Genomic DNA, 25,875 nt, shown 5'->3' with positions numbered 1-25,875 from the left:
GATCAAATGAATCAGTAGCATAAAAAGCTCCTAAAATTTGTTTTTTCTTCCTAAAAAAACGATTACACTATTTCTCTAGTAACTCCTAGAACAAAATAAACGAGAGAATCCAAACACTTTTAAAACAAGTTTTAGATTTTCTCGTTTATTTTTCTGAGTTGTCCATTTATTTCACAACTTCTTTAAAATAATTCACTATGGGATCCCAGCCTAGCAAGTATCAATATTAATTGATCATTATCAATCTTATATACTAATAGCCAATCAGGACTGATATGACATTCTCTAAATCCCACATAATTGCCGGTCAAATGATGATCACGATACAGTTTGGGGCATTTACGTTGGCTTGCAAATGAGATAGCACCTTTCTTAGTTTTGCTAAATCTTTTCCCTGTTTTTTCGTTTTTTTATAGTCTCGCTTGAATTGTGAAGTATAAAAAGTCCTCCAGCATCTTTTCTCGCTTGCAAAGTAGCCGAATTTTCCCTTTCAATTTTAAAAGGAAGTACCAGTTTAGTTACAGACTGTTTTTAAAAAACTGTAATTGCGGTTATCATATTCATACCCAACTCAGCAAATAATTGCTCAGCATCCTTTTTCAAATCCTCATCAATTGAGATATGGATTGGTTTCTTTTTTGTCGTTTCCATGTCATCACCTCTGCTATTTTTCAACATATAAACAACATAAAAGAAACATAAATCCGTTTTAAGAACCTACTTATTCCTCATTCTTCTAATGAACGCTCGTTCCAATCGTGGCCGATTATAGCGTTGGATCATAATAAATGGGATATTGACAAGAAGCGCATAAAAAACCATGACCCACCCCGCCCATTTGGGATTCCACAAAAAGAAAAGGAACGCTGGCGCAATCAATAGCCAATGTGTCAGCTCTGCTCTTTGTGTTTCAATGATGAATTTCTTCAGTGCGGCAGAATCAGTCTTACCAAGTCTTGATTTATCGAATCCACTCTTGGCAATCACAGTACCATCTGGCAGCTTGTCTTTCCATTTTTTGATTCGAAATTTTTTCTCCCAAATAACTCCTTGCTTTTCAAAAGAAAAAGAACGAAACCAACGACGCTTTCTTTCAAAAAAAGAGTCAGAAATTTGACGTACACCAAAGGATATACCCAAATGAAAAATAAACCAGGCAAGAATGTCGAGCATCACTAATACTCCAGTGGTCAAATGGATCAGTGGCATAAAAACCTCCTAAAGTTTGATTTTTCTTCCTTTCCAAGTCACTGATTTCAAAAGATAGGTTTGGATCAATGACCACAAAAACAAGAAAAGAAAGAAGATAAAAAAGAACGGAAAAACGAACAAGAAAATCGGCTTGAAATTTCCTACACGTTTGGCAAATACAATACATTGAAGCACATACAGGCAATAAATGACCAGTGCGAGCGGCCATTGTTCCATACCAAAAGCCAACACTGAGCCAACACCACCACTTATCCAGAGGATGACTCCTAACAAAATAAAGGGATTGGTTGCTCTAGAAGCTGTGGCAAAATCCTTTGTCCATCCTTGGATCAATTGCTTGAAACCTTCAGGATACATGCGAAAAGCAATCAACTCTTTCCCACCATATAAATGGATGGGAAATCCTGCCTTTTGAAAACGATTGGCTAAAGCCATATCATCTAAGATCCCACGAGGCATATCTTTATGCCCATCGACTTGGAAATAATCGGTTTTCGAGCATAAGATACACGGCCCAAACGCCCCCGCTGCTTTTAATTTTTCACCTAGCACAGAAAAAGTATTCAACCCTACTAGAATGACCACATTGAAAACAAACGAGAGCTGTTCATAAAAGCGAACAGTTTGATGAAACGGTTGAAGCGACAGCAAGCCACTATTCCCTCTTTTTTCGTATTCATTCAACAGTCTTTCCAAACTATTGTCTGTCTGAAAAAATGTATCTGCATCTAAAAATAAGAAATGCTCACTTTGGGCCTTTGTTGCACCTAACCAACAGGCAGCCGCCTTGCCATGCTGCTCACGATCATTTGAGAAAACTGTTGCATCTAAGTTCTTGGCGATTTCTGCTGTACCGTCAGTGGAATCATCATCCACGACGATGATTTCTCGTGGTTGGATCGTTTGCCTTTGGATCGATTGTAGCAATTTGGGGAGCGTATTTGCTTCGTTACGTACAGGAATAATGATTGAAACATTTGTGTCAAAACGTTTTGCAGAGGTTAGGTTTGTGATGAATGGCAGTCGATAAAAGATACACCAACCTGAAAGCCAAGCAACAAAAAGGACGATCATTATTAGTAACAAAATAAGCCTTCCTTCCTATACATCCGCTTCTCTTCGAGCAATCTTGTCACTCACTTGTTGCCCACTCAAAGTGACCATTGGCATACCTGCACCTGGATTGACTGTCCCACCTACAAAGTATAAGTTATCATAGCGCTCACTATGTTTTGCATGTTTGAACCCATGATTTTTCTTACGATCAGAGACAGTCCCATAGATTGCTCCACGATGGGATAAATAATTTTTTTGGATATCTTCCGGGGTCCAACGATTTTCATAGACAATATGTTTTCTCAAATCCGTTAATCCCATCGTTTCTAATTTGATCAAGATACGCTCCCGAAAGGCATCGTATTCTGCCTCTGTAAATGGTTGATCTTGTAAATAAGGGATGTGCGGTAAAATCTTGATGTTCTCATGTCCTTCGATGGTTTGAGAAGGATCAGTCTTATTGACATTCACAAGATAGATCGTTGGGTCGTCTGGCAACTGATGCTGATGGAAGTTTTGATCAAAGTTTTCTTTAGAAGCATTCGAAAAGAAAAAATTATGATGGGCTAATTGTGGGTATTCTTTATTAACACCTAGATGCAAGACAAAACCAGAACTTGCGGGTTCAAATTTCTTTTCTAATTTCTCGGTAAACGCTGGTTTTTCATCTAATAATTGTTCATAAGCTGGGATGACTTCCATATTCGAAACAAAATAATCTGCTTCGATCACCGTCCCATCCGCTAGTCGTGCCGAACGGATCTGTTCATCCACTACATTTAGTTTTTCAACCTGACAGCCAGTATGGAACGCTACGCCGAGCTCTTTCCCAAGATTGACGATTCCTTCAGCAATTTTATGCATCCCGCCCGGAACATACCAAATTCCTTGCTCATGCTGCATGTAACTCATCATATTTAAAACCGCTGGCGCATCATAAGGAGAGGAACCGACATATTTGCTGAAATACCCTAAGATATCTTGCATTTTTGGATGACTCACACGTTTAGCGATTCCATCATGCATCGAAGAAAAATAATCAAACCCTTTCAACGCTTTGATCACACCATGTTCTTTTAAAATCTCCATTGTCGAATCAAGCCCTTTGTCAAAATAACCGACTTCTGTGGCCGCATAGATTTCCTTCGCATAGTCTAAGAAATCTTGATACTCCATCATGTCTTTTTCAGTCAGCAAAGGATTTTCTTGGGCCATTTTCGTTAAATCACTGTATAGATCAATCGTTGTGTGATCAGGAAAAAAAGAACGCCACTGCAAATCTAACCGTTCGATCGGAATGTAATCTGCCATCTGTTTGCCACTCGTGAGAAACAGTTTTTCAAAAATTTGGGGCATCGTCAAAATCGATGGACCTAGATCAAAGCCAAACCCATTTGCTTCTAAACGGTTCAATTTCCCCCCTAAATGATCGTTTTTTTCATATAGCGATACGTCGAATCCTTCTTGGGCTAAGGAAACTGCTGCAGACAAACCACCAAGTCCACCTCCCAGAACAATGACTGATTTCTGTTTGTTTTTCACAAAATCACCTCTTACTTTCTAAGTCTTAAAGCACATTTTCACAGATGTAAATTCGTAAGATCCAACTGTAAAAAAACACTTTATATCTATCTCTATAGTAGCATATCTCTAAAAAAACTTATTTTATTGCGCATTGTATTGTTATAAAACACTAAGAAAGGATAAAAGAAAAAACAGAAGAAACAAACACGTATGAAACGCTTTGTCTATTCTGTCTTAAGCTAATGGCACGTTCTTATGCGCTGATTCCGTTGCTTCTATCAAAGTATCGGCACAAACAAGCCACTGATTTTCTCTTTGATTTTCGTCCATGCACTTCGCTCTTGCCATTCGTCTTTTTTGACCTTTTCAGCGTGGGCTAAATCTTCTGTAAAATGGACGTTCAATTCATCAATCGTTTTTGATGGACCATAAATGAACATTGACAGTTCATGATTGAGATAAAAACTGCGAATATCAAAATTAGTTGATCCAATCGTTGCTACCACATCATCAACGATCATATATTTACAATGGATAAATGCAGTCGTATCGTAGATCGACACTTCAACTCCTGCCGATAACAACTCATCAATAAACGAGTTCGTCCCATGAAATGAAATCCCGCGATCGCCTTTTCCCGGTATGATCAATTGTACTTTGATCCCACAGCGAGCTGCTCGTCTGAGTGCCCCAAGAGTTTCTTCATCTGGAATAAAGTAAGGCATAGCAATCTTGATCGAATCAACTGCTTTACCAATCAAGTCATTGAAAGAGTCTTTGATGATCCTCTCCTGATCATACGGCCCTCCGTAAACGACCTGTACGATTTCCGAACCTTTTGGTTGTTCCGTTTGTAATGGAAAATACAGCTCTTGCTGATTGATGAAATAAGTGATCGTTTCCGTTCCTTCATCGAGAAATAACCAATCATAAACGAAACATTCCTGCAACTCGAGTACAGAAGGCCCTTCGATTCGAACATTCGTATCCCGCCAATAAGAAAACTTTTTCCCGCGTCCACTATACTCATTCCCGATATTCATACCACCAGTGTGTGCAATTTCCCCATCGATCACAACGATTTTCCGATGATTGCGCCAATTGGCTTTGTTACTCAGCCACGGTGAATTCAATAGATCATAGGTTCTTACCTCTACACCATTTTCTCGCATCATATCTAATAATTGATTCGGGAAAGCAATTGATCCGACACTGTCATACATAAAACGTACTTTGATTCCCTGTCGAGCTTTTTCGATCAAAGCAGCAACTAGTTCTTCGCCAGTTTCATCCCCTTTTATAATATAGAAGAAAACATGGACATGATGTGTTGCCTGTTTGATATCTTGCAACAATGAAGCAAAAGCATCCGTCCCTTCTTTTAACAATGTCAATTGATTGTCTTTTGTGGGATACTTTGCGGAAAGATGGAAAATTTCTTTGGAAAGATCGTGCTTGGCATGAATGATTTCTGAATGTTCCTGAAGAATCTTGGACACCGTCTCTTGTATGTTTCGTTCATTGTCTAGTTGCTGTTTCGATAACTTGCGTAATCGTGGCTCACGACCAATCAGATAGTACAGCATGATCCCGACGACCGGTAAAAATAATAACGCTAAGATCCAAGCAATTTTAGAGGTTGCTTCTCTTTGATCAAAAATCACTAAATAGCCACAAAGAAGAAAGGCAAAAATTTCCACGATCAGCCACGCATAAATGATTTGATTCAAAAAAATAATCAGCGAAACAGCTACAAGAATCAATAATATCAATAATATTTTGTATTGTTGCAATTTATTCTTTATCATATCTATCTCCATATTCGCTCGCTTCGTTTTTTTGTTGCTTCTTTTTTCTGTGCCACTCAACGTTAATGGTGACAACACACCTTATATAGATTATATACGTTATAGTTACTCTAGTGTAAAGAAATCTCTCGTTTTCTTCGCACTTTTTTACAGAAAGTTTTCAACTAATAGAAAAATACTTTTTTCCCTCAGTTTTAAGAAAATGAAAGAAGTGAGATAATATTCATCATCTCATACTCCCTAAAACTGAGTAAATGTAATTAAAAAAAGGATGTTAGCAAAAATAAGCCAGAAATCCCGAAAATCTTAGCGGTTTCTGACTTATTTTTTGGAGCTGTATCTGGCTATCACAACTCTTTTTTTTATTGATTTTCTGGAACACTACTCAATTCCCAAGTAAGTGTCGTTGAATATTCTTTGGCTTCTGGATTCGTTCCTTTCGGTACATACAAACCAACACTTTTATCAGCTGTCTCTGCATTACCAAAACGATAGATCCAGGTTCCTGTTCCAGATTTTTCATCTGCTTGTAATAAGATTCTTTTAGTATTTGGTATGATTTTTTGGCCAGTTTCTTCTTTTAGCGCAGGCGCTGTTCCGCCTTGAGCTGTCACTAGTTCTTGATTGAGTAACTGGATCTCAGAACCAATCAATTCATGACCATTTTGATTACTGAATTGTCCATTCTGGGTAACCGATAATTGCCAACCACTTCGCTCATTGTCCGGTCGACGATCACTGATTTGGATAAAGTTTGGTCGTTCTTGTATTTCATTGACCGTGCCATCTTCGTTCAGTAAACGTTGGGGTTGGGCATAATAGGTTTGTTCATGAACAGAAATAGCTTGTGAGCCAAAATTGAAGGACGAAATAAAGTCAATGCTTAGTTGCCCTTGATCTTCTGGCAATTCTGGTTTATTTTCAGGTTCCACTTCTAATTCTGGATCCAAAGGATCTACCGGTGAGAAAGGTCCTACATCCTCAACGATTAATGTCGTAGCCGGTTCAAAAGTTACATCGTGAAATGTTAAGTCAGCGGCTGGGTTAATATTTCCACGTGCGTTATTTGTTTCTGGCGGATTGATCACACCTGCGGCTTCTGCCGAGCCTTCCGCATCTCTTAGAAAGACCTGAATCTCATCGTCTTCTTTTAAAGTTAAGTCAGATAAATTCAGGATAAAGTTACCCTCGTCGTCTACCGTTACATCAGAAGTGTCAAAGATTTGTCCATTATGAGTTGCGGTTATTTCAACCTCTTTGTTTTCAACATATCCCTGAACATGTGTTGCTGTTTTTCCGATGATATTCACAGGGAACTCCGCTGGTTTTGGTGGGATAATTGGAAAGACGACAACACTATCTATTTTGATATCGTCCGGCAAACTGGGAACTCCAACTTCACCAACACCGCGAAAAGCAGATAGAACGCTAATCCGATCTCCCTCATTTAAAAGTTCCGGTAATTTTACTTCAAATATTCCCTCTCTATCTGCTTCACCATAGATACTATCTACTTTAGTAACTGCTCTATGTGTTTCTTTTTCTCCAGTAAGTCGTTCAATTTCTATCTCTAGTTCTACCTCGCCTTCAAACGCTGATCTATAGTCACTCCCTTCCGGAATACTTACATGACCAAAAATAGACTTATCTGCATTGGTAGGAACTCTTAATTCATCTACAACAGCACGTGCGTTATTTGCACTAATTCTACTATATGCAGTCATTCCAGCTGGTCCAAAAGTACTTGTATTAAATGATTCCGGATCGCTAGTCTGTCTAATAGTATTAAAATTGCTTCCCGTTAATTCAAAATCAATCATATTCCAATACTTTTCTGCTTCAAGATCAAAATTAGAACCATTAGTCCATGCTGCAAAATTAGAATTTTTCAAATCAAATATAGAGGATGCCGATACACTATATATATTGCCTCCGTTTGGACGTGTATTTTTAAAATCAAAAAAAAGTGGATTATCAATAGTTATATTACTAATTGAACCATTAAATATTGCACCTGATGCAGTGCTCGATCTTCCAATTGCTGTAAAACTAGTTCCTTCCCTAACATTGATTTCCATCGAACTGTTTCCACCAATAGCAGGTCCAAAATCAGAGACAATATTTACTTCTGTTCCCACGCCACTCAAATCAAAAACTCCACCATCATTAGCAAATTCTATACCTTGATTCGCCGAATTATTAGGTGATCCGTTTCCACCATTGTACATTTGTAATTTACTATTTCCTTTTACAAAGAATTGACCATCCGCACGAAATCTTACTGCCGGAGCAGCTCCTTCTTCAGCCTCAATAATAACAGTACTATTATTATCTATATCAAATCGAGAACCTCGGCTTGCAGCCCCATAAAATCTAACTGTTGCATCATTTCCATCAAGACGAGAAGAGTAAAGTTCCATTTTAGAGCCATTGTCTACCAAAATTCTTGAATTCGTAGCAGTATCATAAAGAAGCGCACTAGTTTGAGGGGCTTCTATTTTCAAAGATGCTCCATTGTTAACCTCAATAAGCGATTCATTTGAATCAAATCTAATAACCCCTCCGTTTCTACCCGAGCTTGTTGAAGTTGTATTAATAGAAACTGTAGTGTCTTCATCCGTAATTTGAACTACCGGTAATACGCCTGAAATTTGTGCTAACTTTGCTTGCAGGTCCATACTTACTTTACTTCCATTTCGAGCAAAAAATTTATTGACTCGGAAGACAGCATCATCACGCCCATTCATAGTCGACCTATAAGTATTTTCGCCACCTATATATCCTGCCTTTGCATTCGGTGCATTAACTAAACCAGATACATTCCCACTTCCCGTATGAACATTTTCAAAATTTAATGTCCATCTTTGACTGTTGGCTGCTGTACCTGTAAAAATTGCTGTAGTTCCTGGTTTTGTTATTGTTATATTTTTTAAAGTAATTGTCGTCTCTACGCTCACTGCTCCAAGTGTGAATCCAGCAGTATTATTAGCAAAATCTATCGACCATCCTTGTCCGTCAATTTCGATATTTCTGTTGATCGTTCCTGCCGATCCAGCGTTTCTGACTATGTCGTTTTCCAAAATAATTTTTTGTACATCATCGTTACTTATGGCTTTTTGAAATTCTTCCCATGTAGAAACACTTACGAAAGGCTCTTTCTCCTTTGTTTGTTGATCCTGCGGAGCTTCTTCCTTAGGCTCATCTACTTCTTCGGATGTCTGATCATCCTCTTGATTTTCTTCTATTATATATTCTCCCTCTTTTGATTCCTTTTGTCCGCCTAGCTCATCATCAGGGGAGTCACTTTCTTCAGCTGGAAGTTCATCACTGATTGCTTCTGGCTCACTGATTTTTAGCTGAGTCGTCGTTTCTTCCACAGACAGTTCATAGTTTCCTATCTTGTCAAATACCAAAGGAAGAACAAACGTATTTTGCGCATGTTTTGAGTGAACGATCCATTCATGAGGCTGCTCTCCTTGTTCGATTGAAATCCCTGCCGACAATTGGTCTTGGATAAGCGTTGCTTCTTCTGGTAAGATCACTCGTGCCTCTGACACTTCTTGATCAGAAAAGAACGTCACTTGTAGCGGAACTTTTATCGTTCCTTGCAATTGAGATTGAGAAAAGAAAAAGTTAGGATTACTGGATAGTTCTTTTAAGGAGTTTTGGATAGCAGGACGTTCCATTGGCTCATGTTCCACATTGTCCATCGTGGTTTCTGCGTAGACCATGCCTATCGGTATAGTTACTGTTTGTATCACTAAAATTGTCGTCCCTAAAAAAATCATCGTTCTTCTTAATCTTGAGGGCATTGTATTCACTCCTTCTCATTACTCTTATTCGGTTGCTCTTTTTTTCTTTTATGGATTAGGTAAAGAATTATTCCAAGCAATAAAACAAGTAACATGATTGAACCAATCATCCACCAATTAATACTCGTATCGACCATAACATCCGCACGATTCAATGCTCGTGCTTCATCTGCTTCGATCGTAAAGGTTCTTTCCCATTGCCATTCGTCTTCCCCAGAACGTGCCGTCATTTTCAATACGTAGTCACCACTGCGAAAACGATCACCTTCTAAAGAAATCGGGAAATTAAAATTGGAATTGGGTGCCATTTGCATCTGTTCTTGACTGGCTTGGTATAAAATCTCTTCTTCGCCCACTTTTTGAACCGTAGCTTCGACTTCTAAGCGATTCACGAATGTCGGGGTGAAGTTTTGTAGATTCGCACTGATCACATTGCGATAGTTGAGTTGGTCAGCAAAAACATCTAACAACTCTAAGTCCGGTTGTACAGCATCTTGTTTGTTGCTCACAACCACACCGATGATATACGCAAAATCATTTTGGATGGCGACACCTTCTTCATTACTCGTTTCTTCTGTTGCTTCTTCTTTGACTTCTGACACTCGTAATCCACCAGCTAACAATCCTTCAAATTCTTCTTTAGGCATGTTCAAATCAAGCGTAACGATCTTTGTTTCATTTCCAGCAAGCTCAATGATTTCTGGTTGTTCAATCAACTCAGCCAACGAATGTTTGAGCGTTGGATCTGCTTCTTCCGCATCTTGTCCGTATTCTACGACCCCCATCACGTTGGTATAAGCAGTATGTGGGGTGATTTTGATTTTTTTGGCTTCTGCGTTTGCGTTTTGTAGTTTCAACGTTAGCTTTTCTGTCGTGTCTGGTGCAAGATTCAATTGAAAATAACGATCATTTCCTGATTTTTGATTTTCTGAGAACTCAGGCGTTACATAAAAATTCAACGTTCCTTCTTCCGCTCCAACCAACATGGGAGCCATCAGGCTGACAATCATGACGAGTAATACGATCCCCACTTGTTGGATTTTATTTTTTCGATATGTACTTGTCTTTTTCATAAACTTACCCCTTTCTTTAAAGGAGGTAGCGCTACAAAATTGTAACGCTACCACATTCACTTCTATAAACAAAAATCGGTTGCTTTTTAATGATTATGATTCGTTATGTTACTCATATTTTTTTTCTTGTTAATTTACACCACTAACATCAGGTGTATTGGATAATTCCCAAGTCAATGTTGATTTATATTGTGTCGCGTCTTTTGCTGTAGAACCAGGAACAAACAATTGGATCGCATTATTTGTTACTACTTCAACTTCATCGTTCACCTCTTGTGCATCTAGGTCTGCTTGGTTTCCCCAAACAACTGAAGATACCCCTGCACCTTTATCTTTTTCTGCTGTCATCACGGATACCGCAGAAGCATTTGGTATTAATTTCATTCCAGCTGGATGAGCTACTGGCGCATTACCAGGCGTGCTTCCTTCATACTGGATTCTTGGATCCAACAATGAAATTTCTGCACCGAGCAATGTATCATTTGTTGTATTCGTTGCTTTAAAGTCGGTCATGCGTACTTGCAGATTCCAACCAGCATTCGTTCCACGGACATCTTGTACTTGCGCAAAACTGACATACGGAACTTTGTTTTCTTCACCAGTTGTCCCCTTTTTTTGTTGTTTTTCTGCAACCATATTGTATGTTCGATCTTGATTTGAAATGACTTGTGAACCGAAATCCATTGTGACAGCTTTCATGATCGATAAAGGTCCAGTTGTTCCTGGCACTTCAGGCTCAATCTCGACATCTGGTTCTTTTACTGGCGGAACAACGACTAGCTCTTCATCTTCATTTGGTGTAAATTCAATCGTTCCATTAGTTGTTACATTACGTACTTCTTTTGATGTGTTTGTGGAACCATCTTCTGCAAATACAGTCATACCTCCGGCAAAAACTGTTGATGATAAGGCTGCAATTGTTGCTAATCTAACTAATTTCATTTATACACGTCCTACTTTCTATGATTGTTTTTTCTTTTTGTATTTCCAAAACCAAAAACTAAGTGTCACTATCACAAGAAAAACCCCTAAAATTATCCAACTACTCATTTGTTGTGCATTCATTTTTGGCAATCTTCTGTGACTGGCATCTCTCTCCTCTGACGGTTGTTGAGCGATTTCTTTCGGGAAATCTGGTTTGATTTCAACTTCTGGAGCTGGTACTGGATCTCCAGGCATTTCATACATGCCTGTAAAACCGACTGTCCCCTCTGTTTCAACCGATCGAACCTCTGTCCCGTATACAACCAAGGGTGCATAACATTGAATAAGTAACATACTCAGGCTTAGTATGTATTTTTTTTTACGATTCATTTCCCTCCTCCTATAACCTTTCTTACATAATAGTAATTATCATTACTTTCTGCATAAATAAGATTAACGTAGCTCAAAAAGAAAAGAAATTCATATTTTTCACTAACTAGTGAAGTGGCTTGTTCCCACTTTCACTATGTGACTTTGATAGATTCGCTCCTTTAGTTGCACAACAAAAAATCGATGAAGAACCGCGGAGATCAGTTAATCTCTTTAGTTACTTCATCGATTAACGTCGTTTTTTGCTTCTTACAGCATACTATTGAGTAAAGGATTCAACTGAGTAAAAATGTTGACCCAATCATTTCTATTAGGGACTCGATTGATCAACAAATAGTCCTTGTTCAACTGGTAATCCAATAAATAAGGACGATAATTCGTTACGATCAAATCAACATGCTCAACGTTCAAACGTTCTTCTGTCAATTCATGTAACGGAACAAACAGCACATGATGCTGCTTCGACAACAGTTGATTGGCTTGGACTTTGATCAACTGAACGAGTAAATGATTACCTTCCAAAAGAAACAACACTGTTTTCTTAGGTGAATAATAAGAGAACAAGATTTCTGTATACATCGTTAAACTTGCTATGATATCTTCTAAATATTTCTCTGAGAAAGACAGCAATGGTTGATTTTTTTGAATAAATTGTCGATTTTTCTCATAGGCTAAACCATAGAGACCTTTGATGATAATAATTTCTTCATTTAATAATTTATTCAGTATTGGTGCCATTTCATTATTGATTTTCCTCCCCAGAAAAAAGGCAGAAAGAAAGGTGGATAATATAGGATTAGTCTTACGGTCGATGTTGAATAATTGGAAGTAAGATTCAATCACTGGATCTATTTCAGGCCACTGATTATACTTCTCCAAAAAGACAGTCTCTTGCTCGATATGATCAATTGTTCGTTTGCTAATTATGATCAAAAAAAGCCAAATGATTTCATCTTGATGGATCGAAATACCATACTCCTTTTTGATCAGTGGAATCAATTCGGACATCAATAAAAAATCTGTCTCATTGCTAAAATCGATCTCTTTTATCCTACGAGGTAAAGAGATGATATGCCCATTCTTGTTTCTGATCATCGTGATATACAAACAGTAATAAAATCCTGTGACCATGATCCCTGTACCTATCTCATACTTACCAAGACGCTCACCTAACTTATCCAAAAACATTTGGTGGATTCTTTCCGGGGGATAGACCGTATACGGTGTTGGTTCTCCTTCATAAAAAAAATCAAAAAAAAACTTGCGGATATTTCCTTCTTTTCCCACAAGGTCCACTGGTTTTAAGCTAAGTGAAAGCTGATATTCTTTTAAAACCTCTTTGATTTGAGCGACTGATCGTAGCATCGTACTTTCTGAATAATTATAGCGATCAGCTAATTCTCCGACAGATACTAGCTCTCCATAAAAAATGTCACTGATAATTTCAAACCAAATCTCCGATTGTAACAATGCTTCTTTGTCTTCATGATACAGTCGTCGATTTTTTTCTTTAAAAAAATAGCCAGTGGTATTTGACTCAAAAATCGCACTCTCTTCAAAGTAATTTTTCAGTTCACTGACATCTTTTAGGATCGTACGCTTAGAAACACCAAGTTGTTGTGACAATCCGACAATCGTAAACATATTCTGTTGTTCGATCACATTTAAAATCCGCATCCACCTTTCTGTAATCGTATTTGTAATAAATTTTAACTGTAACTCTCGCATTTTTCACACCTCTTTTGCTTTTTATATCTATTCTAAAAAAAAATAGATTGTAAACATGTATATCAAAAAATATGTGAAAATACTAATAATAAATAAGTGAATAAACTAAAAAATAACATACTTATGATGGCTTTCCATAACGCGTTGACAAGTTTAAACATATCGTGCTATACTCACTTTAACAAATTGAAGGAGGTCACTATGCGAGAAACATTTTTAGCGTTATTACGCGATTCCACGCCCCTATTTACGACATTACAAGAAGAAAATCGTCAAGAAATCGTCAGTTTGCTAGTAGAAAAAGGTGGTTTAAGTGTGACAGAAATCACAGAAGAAATGTCTATTTCTCGCCCCGCTATTTCTCATCATTTAAAATTGCTTTTACAAGCAGGGATTGTGTATGTCGAAAAACGTGGCAAAGAGCGGATCTATTATTTAGATGTTGCTTGTATCAAACGTAATTTGAAAGGATTTATGCAACTATTAGAAAAAATATAAAAAGGCTTCGGCCTTTCTTTTTAAATAAATAGGTTCATAAGTTCGAACATATAAATATATTAAAAGGAGAAAACGCATGATCAACCAACTTTTACAGAATCAACAACATTTTTTTGAAACAGGAAAAACAAAATCAATCGACTTTCGATTAGCCCAATTAATCAAACTGAAACAGGCGATGCAAGAAATAGAGATTGAATTGACACAAGCATTATTCAAAGATTTGCGAAAACCAGCACACGAAGCATATGTCACTGAAATTGGTGTTGTCTATCAAAGTATTTCTGAGATGATCAAAAAATTAAAGAAATACGCTAAGCGAAAAAATGTTCATACACCGATTTATATGTGGGGGAAAAGTTATCTTGAGTATGAACCTTATGGACAAGTGTTGATCATTGCTCCTTTCAATTACCCATTTCATTTAGCTATTGAACCACTGATTGGGGCAATTGCGGCAGGGAATACGGTGATTTTAAAGCCAAGCGAATTAGCACCAAATGTGGCTAAAGTTCTGACAAAATTGATTCATTCAACTTTTGACAAAACATACATTGCCTCGGTCGAAGGCGGTGTGGACGTAACGACTGAATTACTCGCACAAAGATTCGATTATATCTTCTTTACTGGCAGTGTCCCAGTAGGAAAAATCGTAATGCAAGCTGCCGCAAAGAATTTGACACCCGTCACTTTAGAATTAGGTGGCAAGAGTCCCGCGATCGTCGATGATACTGCTAATTTAAAAGTGGCAGCAAAGCGCATCGTCTGGGGAAAATTGCAGAACAACGGACAAACTTGTATTGCGCCAGATTATGTTTTAGTGTCCCGTAAACGAAAAAACGCATTGATCAAAGAAATGATTATTGCCACGAAAGAATTTTATGGTTCTGATATCCGAAATAACACAGACTATGGCAGGATCATCAATGATCGCCATTTTATCCGATTGCAACAGATGTTAGAAGCTGACCACTCCTTTGTCGTATTTGGCGGTGAAACAGATCGGGAAGATTTATATATTGAACCCACAATTTTGGATTTACCTAGTCATGATGCCGCAACCATGCAAGAAGAAATCTTTGGGCCGATCTTACCAACCTTGACTTTTGATACCATCGATGATGCGATTTCTCAAGTTAAACAGTATGAAAAACCTTTAGCACTATATCTATTTACAACATCGAATCGGAAAAAAGAACAGCTCATGACCGCTATTTCATCAGGAAATGTGACGGTCAATGATGTTCTGAAACATATTGCCAATCCTCATTTACCTTTCGGTGGTGTAGGAGAATCTGGTATCGGTGGCTATCACGGAAAATATAGTTTTCTTACCTTTTCTCATCAAAAAGGAGTCTATGAAAATCGTTTAACCTTCAATGTTCCTGGATTATTCCCACCTTATTCAAATCGATCGTTGAAACTTTTAAAAAAAATACTGAAATAAAAGGAGAATTCAATGCTATTATCAAAAATCACTTTACCAAATCAAACAATCTTAAAAAATCGAATCGTCAAATCTGCAATGAGTGAAACACTTGCCGACAAAGAAAATAACCCAACTGAAAAACATATTCATCTTTATCACCGTTGGGCTCAAGGCGGTAGTGGACTTTTAATTTCAGGAAATGTCATGGTCGATCGTGATCATTTAGGTGAACCTGGAAATGTTGTTATAGATGAAAATACAGATAAATCAATTTTAAAAGCCTGGGCCAAAGCTGGAACAGAAAACCATACAAAATTTATTTTACAAATCAATCATCCCGGCAAACAGTCACCCAAAACAATGAACTCACAACCGGTTGCCCCTACTGCTCAACCGATAGGTGAAGAACTTCAAGGATTTTTTAATCCTCCAAGAGAACTAACTACTAAAGAGATCAAAACACTGGTGGAACAATTTGTCACAGTTGGTAAAATAGCGGAAGAATCTGGTTTTTCTGGGGTACAGATCCATGGTGCACACGGCTATCTCATCAACCAATTTCTTTCTCCAGCAGATAATCAGCGAACCGACCAATACGGTGGTTCTTTGGAAAATCGGATGCGTTTCCTTCTTGAGATCTACCAAGGGCTAAGAGAAGCCACTACACCTGAATTTATTGTTGGTTTAAAACTTAATTCCACAGATTTTACTGCTCAAGGGTTTAGTGAAGAAGACTCGCGTCAAGTTATTTTAAGAATGGCGGAACTAGGGATCGATTTTGTTGAGATTTCTGGTGGTAATTACGAAAAAACAAAATTCATGGAGGTTGGGGAAGGGGCATTTTTCCTTGATTTTGCTAAAGATATCCAACAGCAAGTGACAACCCCAATCATTCTAACTGGTGGACTGACACAACCAGAAACAATGGAAGAAGTAATCACTAAAGAAAAAATTGCGATGGTTGGACTAGCACGAGCACTAGCAATGAATCCAGAGTTGCCAAATCAACTAGCAGAAGGACATGCTCAATCCATTCAGTTACCACGTCTAACGACACATCTGAAAAATCTCGACAAAAAAGCTGGGAGCATTATTAGTCTTTCTTATTATGAACAACAAATGAATCGCTTAGCGACTGGTAAAGAAGCTAAATTTACAACCAACGCTTGGTCACCGCTTCTTGATGCAATGTTTAGACATGGTCTAAACATTCTAAAACCAAGACGCAGATGATGGTTGCTAGTCAATCAATAAAAAGAAAATCCGTTCGACTTTCTGTTTCTTAGTCGAACGGATCTTTTTTTGATGCAACACAGAAAAACTTGTTAGTTACCTCCTAAACGGATTATCTGATCAATAAGAAGATGATATTTTTCAGCTATTCTTTTTGACCAGATAACATGAAAGAGCAAACCGATGAGATTCGATAAAACAGACTGTTCATATTCGTTACATTTCTTGTATCAAAATGACTCACATCTATTTCTCTTAAATTGCGCATCTGGGTAAACATACGTTCCATATTTGTTACTTGACTCGTATCTAAATACTCCATTCCTTCAATTGTTTGGACATTTCGTAAATTTTTCAAAAAATCCTTGGTTATGTTCCCCCTGCTCAGCATTCGATAAGACACTATTTCTTGTTCCAATCAAACTTCCCCGTAATTCGATCCTCCCCGTGATAACGATGCCGTTGATCATTTCTTGATTCGCGGACGTATGATTAAAATAATCCGTCGCTCCATATCGACCACCAACATTATTTTCCTCATCGAAGATGCCAGAACTTAGAGTCAGTGTCCCAGAAGCATCGACTGTCCATGGAATCGTTCCTAATTGACCAGATTCAACGACTGCAGGATCAAACCCTTCAGTCTCATTAACAAACGCTTCTACATCGCTTTGCTCAATAGTCCACTCAGGCGCTTCTATAAGTTCAGTACTTATCTCCGCTCCCTCATAGAGCCTATCATTTTCAATTTCTTCAAATTGAGAAAACTCTTCTATCCCGTTTTCTTGCGGAATATTATTAAAATGGAACACATCGTCTTTTAAAACCAATTCGTCATTGCTATGTGCTTCTGGTGATTCCTCCGATTCTACGTGAATCGCAATTACTTGCCCAACTGGCAAAAGCATCATCATCATCACAACATTGAAAATCAAAAGTTGTTTTTTCCACAAACCTTTCTTTCTCATGTAGCCACCCACCCTAACTCTATATAAGTGAAAGAATTTGTCATTAATAGCTTATAGCCTACTCAAATAAACAATATATCTTAATCATGTATCTAATCTCTCAGCTATTAATAAAAAAGCTCTCTCTTTTTCAATAATATATCACCTCATTTAATCTTAATCCATTTATTATTTTTTTCTAATTCAGAAAAATTACTGTACTCACGCCTATTTCCCTGATATAAAAGAATGATTAAGTAAAAATAAAATAACGTTTGAAAGAAAAGATAAAAACAGCTCAAACCCTTACTTAGAATAAACTAAAAGCAAAAATTACATTATACTAAAAAAACACATCTTTATAACCATTAAGACAATGTGATGCACAACCTGAGATCCACTCCAATTCCCCTAAAAAAAGATATTTATTCCTCAAAATAAACCGAATCCCTTTTCAACTGTTCCTTGGATTATTGGAAGACAAAAAAAACTGACCTAATTTCTTAGATCAGCAAGTCTATCGATACAGTTGATTATAAATGGTTGGTTTCTTACAATTTTTTTGAAAAATCAATGTTTAAATTTTTGAAGTAATAAAAAATAGCAACTCAACCTTTAAGAAATTGATGATTCATTGCCTGTAAACTTAGTTGATCGATAGCCAGTGCTTGTTTCAAATAAGTTTGGATCGACCCGTATTCCTTTTCTACCACTTGATAAAAACGGTCCAAGTAACTACTGTCCACATTCAACGCAACATCTAAAGCAGCTAGATTCCCCTCAGTCAAGTGGACTTTTTTTGCTTGCGCCAAAATCAACGCATTTTCTTTTTTACGTAGTTCATTCGTACGTAAATAATCGACATAGATTGCCTTGCGAGGAACGTCTAATGACTCTAATATTAGTAAGGCTGCGATCCCCGTTCGATCTTTCCCAGCAAAACAATGGAATAAAAGACTTTCCTCTTGATCCAAAGTAAGTACTTCTTGGAAGAAACGAGCATACCCTTTCTGCGAAGTCGGATTCAATGCGATATCTTCATATATTTTTGTCATATAGTTCGTAGCTTTTTCAGGTGAGCCGATTTTCACAAAATCTTCCAGCCCAGCGCCTTCGTCTGCCACATCTTTTATGATGTCGATATGGATATATTTCGTCTGTGGAACCGTTTTATCTGGTCGAGCCTGAATTTCATCTTCGCCGCGTAAATCAACGATTTTACTTAAACGATAGGTGGTTTCTAAATGTCTAGCATCTTCTTCTGTCAAACTAGATAGTTCACCTGAACGCAAGAAAACATTTGTTAAAACTTCTTTGCCATTTCTATTTTTGATGCCACCGATATCGCGAAAATTTGTGATTTTTACCATTTCTGCAATGACCTTCCTTTTCCTATATTTTAGGATCGTTTCCACTTAGTTCCTCAGAAGCGGTTGCGTACTGCATCTGAAAGAACCACCAAAGATCCTTGTCAGTTGATAGTCAATATACTCGACTGTGATTCCTCGTTTCTCTAATTCTTCACCAATAAAAGTAAATTCTGGATCTGTGATATACGTTGTCTCGTTGATCGGCAGTCCGTTCGTCGCCAATCGAGAGGCTTGTGCTAAAGACACCTCTACCCGATCCCAATGGCTTAACTGTTCTGGGATACCATTTAGGAACGCTTCTTCACACACGATCATCAATCCATCTTTGACAAGGCTTAATGCGCAGTCTAAATGCAGGATCGTCGGATGAAGTGGCACTTCGATCACTTTGTAGCCGAATCGTTTGACTAGATTTCTTAACCATTCAATACTACGAGTATTGGATGCTAACCCTGAGTTACCTGCAAAAATCGTTTTTCCTAATACTAAAACATCTCCACCTTCTAAGAAAGGCCCTTGGTCTGAATCGATACCTTGCGAAATATCCGGCTTAGGAATAGAAAAATACAAGCAGTCATTCTCATTCGATTCATTCATGAGTAGCTCACGAATCGGTAGAATCTCATTTCTGCGGTGTGGGAGCTTCAATGAGCCTTCAATCAATAGATCCCCGATCGTAAAAAAGGGATCTCGGGTGAAAAAGTTACTGTAGCCATACTCTAGTCCTAGTTCTTTTTCAAAAGAGGTCAACTTTCTTGGTAAAAGGACTTCTACCTCATGTTTTTCTAGTACTTTTTGTAAATTCTTCCGTTCGACTTCCCAAGCTTTTTGTTGTTCTGGGAAAGCTTCACTAAAGTCTTTGCCTATCACTTCAGGCCCACTAAATAATTCATGGTTTTCTTCTGTCAAGAAATCGACACCGGTTAATTTTTTCGTAGGAAAGCCAAATTCAGACTGTGCTAAAACGACCCGTTTTAGCGGTGCAAACTCGCTTTTCACAAAAATATGATCCATCGTTTCTGCTCCTCCTCGATTTGTTCGAATCTTTACAGGAAATAACATGCGAAACCAACCAAAAATATTAAAACAATCAAAGCAATCAAAGCAATCATTGGTTCGACCCATGTTTTTTTCGAAGAAAGAAAGACATTTTTCTTATTTTTTACAAATCCCCAACCAAACTCTCTAGGGAGTTGTACTTCTAATATCATCCCACCTGATAAAGGCAAGAGTGCCACTTTATATCTGGATTTTGCAAACAAAAACAATGACATAAAATAAAGACCGAACTGGATGATTTTGATCAATCGAATGATTTGGATATTTTTGATTTTTCTCACTATTTCTCTCCTTCTATCCTAGCGGTTATCGTCTAACAATAACACCCTTTCTCTTTTTCTTAGGATATTTTTTAATTATTTGGTTAAAAGAGCGTTCTATTCTGTTACCTCTGCTCCCCAACCTCCACTATCTGCCAGAAGCAACTTTTTTTACTATAACATGAGTTGACTTCGTCTAGATCAAACCGATCATAATCGTTGGTTTTGGACTCATAACCTACAAAATCTCTCACTAAATAGCCCACATCCAGTCGATTGGAGGTGAGCTATTTTCTACCGAATTATTTCATTTCTACGCTTTCACCATTAGTCGCAATCACTTTTTGATACCAGTAAAATGATTTTTTAGGCGAGCGGGCCAGCGTTCCTTTGCCCTCGTCATCTCGATCGACATAGATAAAGCCGTATCGTTTACTCATTTCACCAGTTCCTGCACTGATCAAATCAATACAGCCCCAAGAAGTATAACCAATCAAGTCCACGCCATCATCGATTGCTTTCCCCATTTCTTGGATATGTTGGGCGAGATAATCGATCCGGTAGTCATCGTGGATCGAGCCATCTGGTTCAATTTTATCGACAGCCCCGAGTCCATTTTCTACGACCATCACTGGGATTTCATAGCGAGAATAGATTTGATTCAAGGTATATCGCAACCCGACCGCATCAACTTGCCATCCCCATTCGCTTGTTTCAAGATACTCATTAGCCACCCCGCCAAATAAATTGCCGCCACTTTTATCTGACCGAGTATTTAAATCATCTGCAATACACGTACTCATGTAATAACTGAACGTATAATAATCGACAACGCCTTCCTTCAAGAATGCCAAATCCTCTTCTGTGATATCCACTTCGATTTTTTCTTTTTCAAAGTAGCGTTTCATGTAATAAGGATAGGCTCCTTTGACTTGGACATCGCCACAGAAATAATTTAACCGGTCATTCATTTGTTGCGTCTTCAATACATCTAATGGATGACAGGTTTTAGGATACATCGTGATATACGCCAACATACAGCCGATCTGAAAATCAGGATTGATTTTATGTCCAGCAATCACCGCTCGAGCAGAAGCAAGGAAGACATTGTGTAAGGATTGATATTTTTCTGTTTCCGTATAAGTTCGATTAAATAATCCATTGATTTGTTTGCCATGTTCTAAGACACCAAAATTGATTTCATTGAAGGTCAACCAGTATTTCACTTTGCTTTTGTAGCGTTCAAAAAGTGTCGTTGCGTAACGTTCGTAATACTCGATCGTTCGTTTGTCTAAAAATCCGTCATACGTTTTTCCCAAATGAAACGGTAACTCAAAATGTGAGATCGTCACGATCGGTTCGATCCCATATTTATGTAGCTCATCAAACACTGCATCATAAAATTTCAACCCTTCTTCATTTGGCTGCTCTTCGTCACCATTAGGAAAAATCCGTGTCCACGCAATCGATAAACGATAGGCTTTAAAGCCCATTTCCGCAAATAATGCGATATCTTCTTTGTAGCGATGATAAAAATCAATCGCTGTATGGCTCGGATAGTAATACTTGGTTTCATCGATCACCAAATCAAAGGTACGTCGTTTCCCCATCTCACGATTGCCTGCACGATTGTGATCGCTGATCGAATCTCCTTTACCATTGACAGCCCATGCTCCTTCACATTGATTTGCCGCTGTTGCGCCACCCCATAAAAAATTCTTCGGAAAACTCATCAGTCATTGCCCCTTTTCAGTTTGATATGATAGCCTTACTGTTATTTTATTATTGAGTATAAAAAAAGACCTAATCAACCACCTAAAAAGGCCGTTGATCAGGTCTAGCTTAACTGAATAATCACTATCCTATCTAAAAAGATACTATTTTTTGTAAACGTTGTCAAACATTGATTTATTCGTCATCTTCAGCCAATGCAACAATCACTTGGTTCACATTCAAAATATTCTCTGCACCAGAGCGAACATATTCCGGCGCCGATCCAACCATTTGACTATTGATAAACTCGATGACCATTGGCATATTCATGCCCGCATATAATTCGATCGCTTCGCCTTCCATGATCAATTGGACAATACTATTGGCTGGCGTCCCGCCCATCAAATCACAAAAGACAACATAGTCTTCCAACGAAGAAACCACCGCAAGAAATTTTTCTTTGAAATCCTCTGTTCCTTCTTCCGGCAATAAAGGCACTGTATGAATATGAGCTTGCGGCCCCATGATCATTTCGGTACTTGCCTTTAGTCCTTCACAAAGTTGTCCGTGACTGACAAGAACTAACTGTTTGCTCATTTTCAACACCCTCCTATTTTGAGATCACACCTAAAGCGGATAAAACGACACAGATAATCAAGACGATAAAAATTGCTCTTGTTGATGTCATATTCTTTTTGCCTAATAACCAATAGACACCGCCAACGATCGCTGCTGGTAATAGTTTAGGAAGGATCATATCAATATTATTTTGCATGTTCATCGTCACATCACCAATGCTCGGCGCCCAGGAAACTTTCACATTCACCATTGTAGCAACTAATGCACCTACCATAAACACCCCTAACAAGGTTGCGGCATCTGTGAGCGCTGTTAATCGTGATTGCATCGTGGTCACTAAAGAAATCCCTTCTTTGTAAGCAAATTGCAATTGTTTCCAACGAAAGACCATGACTGCGATTTGTGCTACTATCCAGATAAAAATACCCGCGGGGTTCCCATTGATCGCCATATTTGCGGCTAATGCCCCAAAAATGGTCGGGATCAATGCGGCGAAAATGGAATCGCCAATTGCGGCGAAAGGTCCCATCAATCCAGCTTTCATCCCAGAGACAGTTTCTTTTGCAGCAATGCCCTCTTTTTCTTCAATTGCTAAATCGATCCCGGTAATGATCGTGTTGAAAAAGTTAGAGGTATTAAAAAATTGTGTATGAGTCTTCATTATTTCTTTTAATTCCGGCGTATCATCTCCGTAGATTTTTCGCAATTGTGGCAGGATCGTATAGAGATAGCCTGAACCTTGCATCCGCTCATAATTCCAGCCTAATTGGAAAGTCAACAAGCTTCGGCGGTTGATTTGTGTAAAGTCTTCTTTCGTTAACTTGTAATTAGATTTCGTCATCTTCGATTTCTCCTTCCTCAGAGGTTGTATGGGGACTTGCTACTTGCTGGTTTTCTGTTCGTTGATTGTTTTTATAGCTGATCGCTGCTAAAGAGAAACCGATCATTGCTACTGCCAACATCGGTAATGAATTGAAGGTTGCTGGCAAATCTTTGACGACACTTGCGACACTCGTGCCAAGCAACTGGACATTTGAGAACAACGTTGCTAATAAAGCAGTGATCGTAAAACCTAAAATCAGATAAGGAAAATGTTTCTTGACTGGTAAATAACGTAGTAAAATAGCAAAACCGACTGCTGGTAAAACGGCTCCTGCGACAGATAAGCCATCTCCTAACCATTTCAAATCGCCATTTAGCACAGCGACGACGTTTTCGACTAGTCCGCCACCAAATGCTAAGGCTAAAAAGACGGGGATCAAACGTGACAAGGACCAAGGAAGAGCACCTAATAAATAATTGCGTTCAATTGCTTTATAATTCATTGTTTCGACATGTTGGTCGATACGATGAGCGAAGTACGTATTCGCAAATCGAGCTAAAATATCCAATTGGATCATTAAACTAGCGACAGGAACTGCAATAGCTGCAATTGCCTGTTCTGGATTCATCCCTAATGAGATGGAAAAAGCAGTCGCTAGTATCGTTCCGGAGTTTGCATCGATCCTTGAAGCACCGCCAAATGTCCCAACACCTAGAACGGTCAATTGCATACTACCACCGATGATCAATCCAGCTTGTAAATCCCCCATGACTAATCCGGTGAACAAACCGGCAAAAACGGGGGCACTCATTGAGGAATAAATTTGTAGTTCATCTAAAATCTGATAACCTGCATATAAAGATAATAATAAGATTTGCCACCATTGAATGGACATCTACTTAACCCCCTTATTTATTCAAAAGACTCATAAAATCTTCTGACTTATCACTTGGTACCATTTGTGCGGTCAAATGGACCCCACGCGCATTTAACTGTTTGAAATCCTCAATATCCTTTTCCACCACATTAATCGATTTGGTGATTGATCTGGTTTCATTTGTCTGAGACATATTCCCTACATTGACTTCCTTGATCGGCACGCCTCGTTCAACAAGTTTCAATAATCGATCAGGTTTTTTTGCGACGATCAGTAAGCGTTGGGAGTCATATTTCCCAGCGAGAATATTCTCTGCGGCTTTTTCAATCGGTAAGACACTTAACTTTACTCCTGCTGGTGTGGCTAATTTCAAGCCACTTTTTTCTACTGTATTCATTGCGACCTCATCATCTACAACTAATATCCGAGTAATCGACAACTTCGTTACCCAAAGATTCGCGACTTGCCCATGGATCAAACGTCCATCGATTCTTACACCAATAATTGCCATTGTTCATTCTCCTTTACAAATAAATTGTTCATTCTCAAACTAAAGGTAACGCTTACATTATTCACCTGTTTTTTGATACCAAGGTGTCGCTGTCTGATTGATTACTTGATTCAAGTTCTCAATATTCTGTCTACCTTGTGTCCGTAACCATTTGACGGCTCCTTCTTTCCCAGCATCTACATAAGCTTTGACGCCATCTTTCCAAGTCGCTCTTCCGCACAAGACACCATTGAAGGTGGAACCTGACTCATGAGCAAAGACTAGCGTTTGTTGGAATAATTCAGAAGATACACCCGCACTCAAGAAAATGAATGGCAAGTGAGTCGCCTCGCTTTGCGCCTTGAAAAAGTCAGCTGCTTCTTTTTGACTATAGACGATTTCCTTGTCACCAAAACCTTCGACAAAGTTCATATTGACTGGTACTTCGACTTTCAAAACATCTACTTGGTAACGAGGATTGGAAAATTCTCTCATCATTTCAATCACTTTATGCGGTTTGACCTTTGCATACTCACGTGAAGCGCTATCATTTATTTTCGCATCATAAGATAGCAGTTCTAAATAAAACGGTCGATCCTCTCCTGCGCATTCACTTCCTAGACGTTCAATAAAGACGTGTTTCAAATGATTGATTTTTGGATCTTCATCAACGTCATAATAAAGTAAAAATTTCACTGCATCTGCTTGTTCTTCTTTTAATCTCAAGGAAGACCAGTCTCCTAATAGATCCGGTAACCGTCCAGGAGTCGATACATCATATCCCGTTTTTTCATACGCCAAGAGCAAACCAGCGGATTGATCACGTACTTTGGCAGCGGGCAAACCATATTCAGGATCTAATAAAATAGCTGAAGCATAGGGCGTCAACTCACTAGAAACCAACGCTTTGAACTCAATCAATTGTTCATCTGTGGGTGTTTCTCCTAAAGCCGACAGCATTTTCTTCAATGCTCCCCGCTGATCGATTGCTAATGCACTGATGATGCCGTCTTTTGTTGCTAATTGTTCCATCGCTTTTTTCTTATTTGGTGTCATCGTTTTTATTGACC

23 protein-coding genes and 1 pseudogene are annotated in these 25,875 nt (G+C 38.3%); 3 read left to right on the top strand and 21 right to left on the bottom strand.

The features are described 5' to 3' along the window. Positions 1-182: 182 nt before the first annotated feature. The 10 genes and pseudogenes from IGJ95_RS02865 to IGJ95_RS02820 form a co-directional block, all read right to left on the bottom strand. A pseudogene (locus IGJ95_RS02865) lies at positions 183-439 on the bottom strand (type II toxin-antitoxin system YafQ family toxin); the annotation flags it as partial. Positions 440-717: 278 nt separating this feature from the next. Beyond that, positions 718-1,209 carry a glycosyl-4,4'-diaponeurosporenoate acyltransferase gene (locus IGJ95_RS02860; protein ID WP_071866705.1) on the bottom strand — a complete coding sequence of 164 codons (492 nt, stop codon included), beginning with the start codon at positions 1,207-1,209 and terminating at the stop codon, positions 718-720. Positions 1,210-1,218: 9 nt separating this feature from the next. Beyond that, positions 1,219-2,298, bottom strand: coding sequence for a glycosyltransferase (locus IGJ95_RS02855; protein WP_096081376.1), 1,080 nt, complete (start codon positions 2,296-2,298; stop codon positions 1,219-1,221). 15 nt (positions 2,299-2,313) lie between these two features. After that, entirely contained in the window at positions 2,314-3,810 is a 1,497-nt protein-coding gene (locus IGJ95_RS02850) for a phytoene desaturase family protein (protein WP_071866704.1), read from the bottom strand. Positions 3,811-4,070: 260 nt separating this feature from the next. After that, complete coding sequence (gene cls / locus IGJ95_RS02845) at positions 4,071-5,600, bottom strand: cardiolipin synthase (protein WP_438761425.1); 1,530 nt, start codon at positions 5,598-5,600, stop codon at positions 4,071-4,073. Positions 5,601-5,962: 362 nt separating this feature from the next. Next, a complete protein-coding gene (locus IGJ95_RS02840) occupies positions 5,963-9,412 on the bottom strand; it encodes a WxL domain-containing protein (protein WP_228065606.1) in 3,450 nt (1,149 codons plus the stop codon). A gap of 5 nt (positions 9,413-9,417) precedes the next feature. Beyond that, positions 9,418-10,485: a DUF916 and DUF3324 domain-containing protein gene (locus IGJ95_RS02835; RefSeq protein ID WP_438761422.1), complete on the bottom strand. Its 1,068-nt coding sequence runs from the start codon at positions 10,483-10,485 to the stop codon at positions 9,418-9,420. A 129-nt stretch (positions 10,486-10,614) separates the two neighbouring features. After that, positions 10,615-11,427 (bottom strand): WxL domain-containing protein, encoded by an 813-nt coding sequence (locus tag IGJ95_RS02830; RefSeq protein ID WP_010736295.1) that lies wholly within the window; start codon positions 11,425-11,427, stop codon positions 10,615-10,617. Positions 11,428-11,445: 18 nt separating this feature from the next. Further along, positions 11,446-11,799 (bottom strand): LPXTG cell wall anchor domain-containing protein, encoded by a 354-nt coding sequence (locus IGJ95_RS02825; RefSeq protein ID WP_153830439.1) that lies wholly within the window; start codon positions 11,797-11,799, stop codon positions 11,446-11,448. A gap of 249 nt (positions 11,800-12,048) precedes the next feature. After that, positions 12,049-13,527: a helix-turn-helix domain-containing protein gene (locus IGJ95_RS02820; RefSeq protein WP_153830438.1), complete on the bottom strand. Its 1,479-nt coding sequence runs from the start codon at positions 13,525-13,527 to the stop codon at positions 12,049-12,051. Between the two features lie 201 nt (positions 13,528-13,728). Between IGJ95_RS02820 and IGJ95_RS02815 the strand changes: the two genes are divergently transcribed. The 3 genes from IGJ95_RS02815 to IGJ95_RS02805 all read left to right on the top strand — a co-directional run bounded on the left by IGJ95_RS02815 (position 13,729) and on the right by IGJ95_RS02805 (position 16,687). Next, positions 13,729-14,025 carry an ArsR/SmtB family transcription factor gene (locus IGJ95_RS02815; RefSeq protein ID WP_010736298.1) on the top strand — a complete coding sequence of 99 codons (297 nt, stop codon included), beginning with the start codon at positions 13,729-13,731 and terminating at the stop codon, positions 14,023-14,025. Positions 14,026-14,101: 76 nt separating this feature from the next. Next, positions 14,102-15,472, top strand: a complete 1,371-nt coding sequence (locus IGJ95_RS02810; protein ID WP_010736299.1) for an aldehyde dehydrogenase family protein — start codon at positions 14,102-14,104, stop codon at positions 15,470-15,472. A gap of 12 nt (positions 15,473-15,484) precedes the next feature. Beyond that, positions 15,485-16,687 (top strand): NADH:flavin oxidoreductase/NADH oxidase family protein, encoded by a 1,203-nt coding sequence (locus IGJ95_RS02805; RefSeq protein WP_153830437.1) that lies wholly within the window; start codon positions 15,485-15,487, stop codon positions 16,685-16,687. 145 nt (positions 16,688-16,832) lie between these two features. Here IGJ95_RS02805 and IGJ95_RS02800 read toward each other — a convergent pair whose 3' ends face one another. The 11 genes from IGJ95_RS02800 to lacD all read right to left on the bottom strand — a co-directional run bounded on the left by IGJ95_RS02800 (position 16,833) and on the right by lacD (position 25,861). After that, a complete protein-coding gene (locus tag IGJ95_RS02800; protein ID WP_157733673.1) occupies positions 16,833-17,009 on the bottom strand; it encodes a BspA family leucine-rich repeat surface protein in 177 nt (58 codons plus the stop codon). A 4-nt stretch (positions 17,010-17,013) separates the two neighbouring features. Then, entirely contained in the window at positions 17,014-17,655 is a 642-nt protein-coding gene (locus tag IGJ95_RS02795) for a hypothetical protein (protein ID WP_010736301.1), read from the bottom strand. Between the two features lie 587 nt (positions 17,656-18,242). Then, a complete protein-coding gene (locus IGJ95_RS02790) occupies positions 18,243-19,004 on the bottom strand; it encodes a tyrosine-protein phosphatase (RefSeq protein ID WP_153830436.1) in 762 nt (253 codons plus the stop codon). A gap of 45 nt (positions 19,005-19,049) precedes the next feature. Next, a complete protein-coding gene (locus IGJ95_RS02785; protein WP_153830435.1) occupies positions 19,050-20,018 on the bottom strand; it encodes a dimethylarginine dimethylaminohydrolase family protein in 969 nt (322 codons plus the stop codon). Between the two features lie 32 nt (positions 20,019-20,050). Then, positions 20,051-20,344 carry a hypothetical protein gene (locus IGJ95_RS02780; RefSeq protein WP_438761418.1) on the bottom strand — a complete coding sequence of 98 codons (294 nt, stop codon included), beginning with the start codon at positions 20,342-20,344 and terminating at the stop codon, positions 20,051-20,053. Between the two features lie 281 nt (positions 20,345-20,625). Beyond that, complete coding sequence (locus IGJ95_RS02775; RefSeq protein ID WP_438761416.1) at positions 20,626-22,056, bottom strand: glycoside hydrolase family 1 protein; 1,431 nt, start codon at positions 22,054-22,056, stop codon at positions 20,626-20,628. Between the two features lie 175 nt (positions 22,057-22,231). Continuing rightward, positions 22,232-22,633: a PTS sugar transporter subunit IIA gene (locus tag IGJ95_RS02770; protein WP_023519111.1), complete on the bottom strand. Its 402-nt coding sequence runs from the start codon at positions 22,631-22,633 to the stop codon at positions 22,232-22,234. A 13-nt stretch (positions 22,634-22,646) separates the two neighbouring features. Next, positions 22,647-23,456, bottom strand: coding sequence for a PTS system mannose/fructose/sorbose family transporter subunit IID (locus IGJ95_RS02765; protein WP_010736307.1), 810 nt, complete (start codon positions 23,454-23,456; stop codon positions 22,647-22,649). Beyond that, positions 23,443-24,333 carry a PTS mannose/fructose/sorbose/N-acetylgalactosamine transporter subunit IIC gene (locus tag IGJ95_RS02760; protein ID WP_062805684.1) on the bottom strand — a complete coding sequence of 297 codons (891 nt, stop codon included), beginning with the start codon at positions 24,331-24,333 and terminating at the stop codon, positions 23,443-23,445. The genes IGJ95_RS02765 and IGJ95_RS02760 overlap by 14 nt, the downstream gene beginning before the upstream one ends. Positions 24,334-24,346: 13 nt before the next feature. Continuing rightward, a complete protein-coding gene (locus IGJ95_RS02755; protein WP_010736309.1) occupies positions 24,347-24,826 on the bottom strand; it encodes a PTS system mannose/fructose/N-acetylgalactosamine-transporter subunit IIB in 480 nt (159 codons plus the stop codon). Between the two features lie 57 nt (positions 24,827-24,883). After that, the gene (lacD, locus tag IGJ95_RS02750; protein ID WP_010736310.1) at positions 24,884-25,861 is read right to left on the bottom strand and encodes a tagatose-bisphosphate aldolase; all 978 of its coding nucleotides are present in this window, start codon (positions 25,859-25,861) and stop codon (positions 24,884-24,886) included. Positions 25,862-25,875 lie beyond the last annotated feature (14 nt).

Source organism: Enterococcus sp. AZ156 (assembly GCF_051714165.1).
In the GTDB taxonomy this organism is placed as follows: Bacteria; Bacillota; Bacilli; order Lactobacillales; family Enterococcaceae; genus Enterococcus_B; species Enterococcus_B pernyi.
This window is presented reverse-complemented; position numbering and strand designations above follow the sequence as displayed.

Coding starts and splice junctions, on each gene's coding strand:
- IGJ95_RS02805 (WP_153830437.1), top strand. CDS start 15,485: ATGCTATTATCAAAAATCACTTTACCAAATCAAACAATCTTAAAAAAT.
- IGJ95_RS02765 (WP_010736307.1), bottom strand. CDS start 23,456: ATGACGAAATCTAATTACAAGTTAACGAAAGAAGACTTTACACAAATC.
- cls (WP_438761425.1), bottom strand. CDS start 5,600: ATGATAAAGAATAAATTGCAACAATACAAAATATTATTGATATTATTG.
- IGJ95_RS02770 (WP_023519111.1), bottom strand. CDS start 22,633: ATGAGCAAACAGTTAGTTCTTGTCAGTCACGGACAACTTTGTGAAGGA.
- IGJ95_RS02835 (WP_438761422.1), bottom strand. CDS start 10,485: ATGAAAAAGACAAGTACATATCGAAAAAATAAAATCCAACAAGTGGGG.
- IGJ95_RS02755 (WP_010736309.1), bottom strand. CDS start 24,826: ATGGCAATTATTGGTGTAAGAATCGATGGACGTTTGATCCATGGGCAA.
- IGJ95_RS02760 (WP_062805684.1), bottom strand. CDS start 24,333: ATGTCCATTCAATGGTGGCAAATCTTATTATTATCTTTATATGCAGGT.
- IGJ95_RS02790 (WP_153830436.1), bottom strand. CDS start 19,004: ATGGTAAAAATCACAAATTTTCGCGATATCGGTGGCATCAAAAATAGA.
- IGJ95_RS02810 (WP_010736299.1), top strand. CDS start 14,102: ATGATCAACCAACTTTTACAGAATCAACAACATTTTTTTGAAACAGGA.
- IGJ95_RS02860 (WP_071866705.1), bottom strand. CDS start 1,209: ATGCCACTGATCCATTTGACCACTGGAGTATTAGTGATGCTCGACATT.
- IGJ95_RS02800 (WP_157733673.1), bottom strand. CDS start 17,009: ATGGAGTATTTAGATACGAGTCAAGTAACAAATATGGAACGTATGTTT.
- IGJ95_RS02825 (WP_153830439.1), bottom strand. CDS start 11,799: ATGAATCGTAAAAAAAAATACATACTAAGCCTGAGTATGTTACTTATT.
- lacD (WP_010736310.1), bottom strand. CDS start 25,861: ATGACACCAAATAAGAAAAAAGCGATGGAACAATTAGCAACAAAAGAC.
- IGJ95_RS02775 (WP_438761416.1), bottom strand. CDS start 22,056: ATGAGTTTTCCGAAGAATTTTTTATGGGGTGGCGCAACAGCGGCAAAT.
- IGJ95_RS02815 (WP_010736298.1), top strand. CDS start 13,729: ATGCGAGAAACATTTTTAGCGTTATTACGCGATTCCACGCCCCTATTT.
- IGJ95_RS02820 (WP_153830438.1), bottom strand. CDS start 13,527: ATGCGAGAGTTACAGTTAAAATTTATTACAAATACGATTACAGAAAGG.
- IGJ95_RS02840 (WP_228065606.1), bottom strand. CDS start 9,412: ATGCCCTCAAGATTAAGAAGAACGATGATTTTTTTAGGGACGACAATT.
- IGJ95_RS02795 (WP_010736301.1), bottom strand. CDS start 17,655: ATGAGAAAGAAAGGTTTGTGGAAAAAACAACTTTTGATTTTCAATGTT.
- IGJ95_RS02830 (WP_010736295.1), bottom strand. CDS start 11,427: ATGAAATTAGTTAGATTAGCAACAATTGCAGCCTTATCATCAACAGTT.
- IGJ95_RS02785 (WP_153830435.1), bottom strand. CDS start 20,018: ATGGATCATATTTTTGTGAAAAGCGAGTTTGCACCGCTAAAACGGGTC.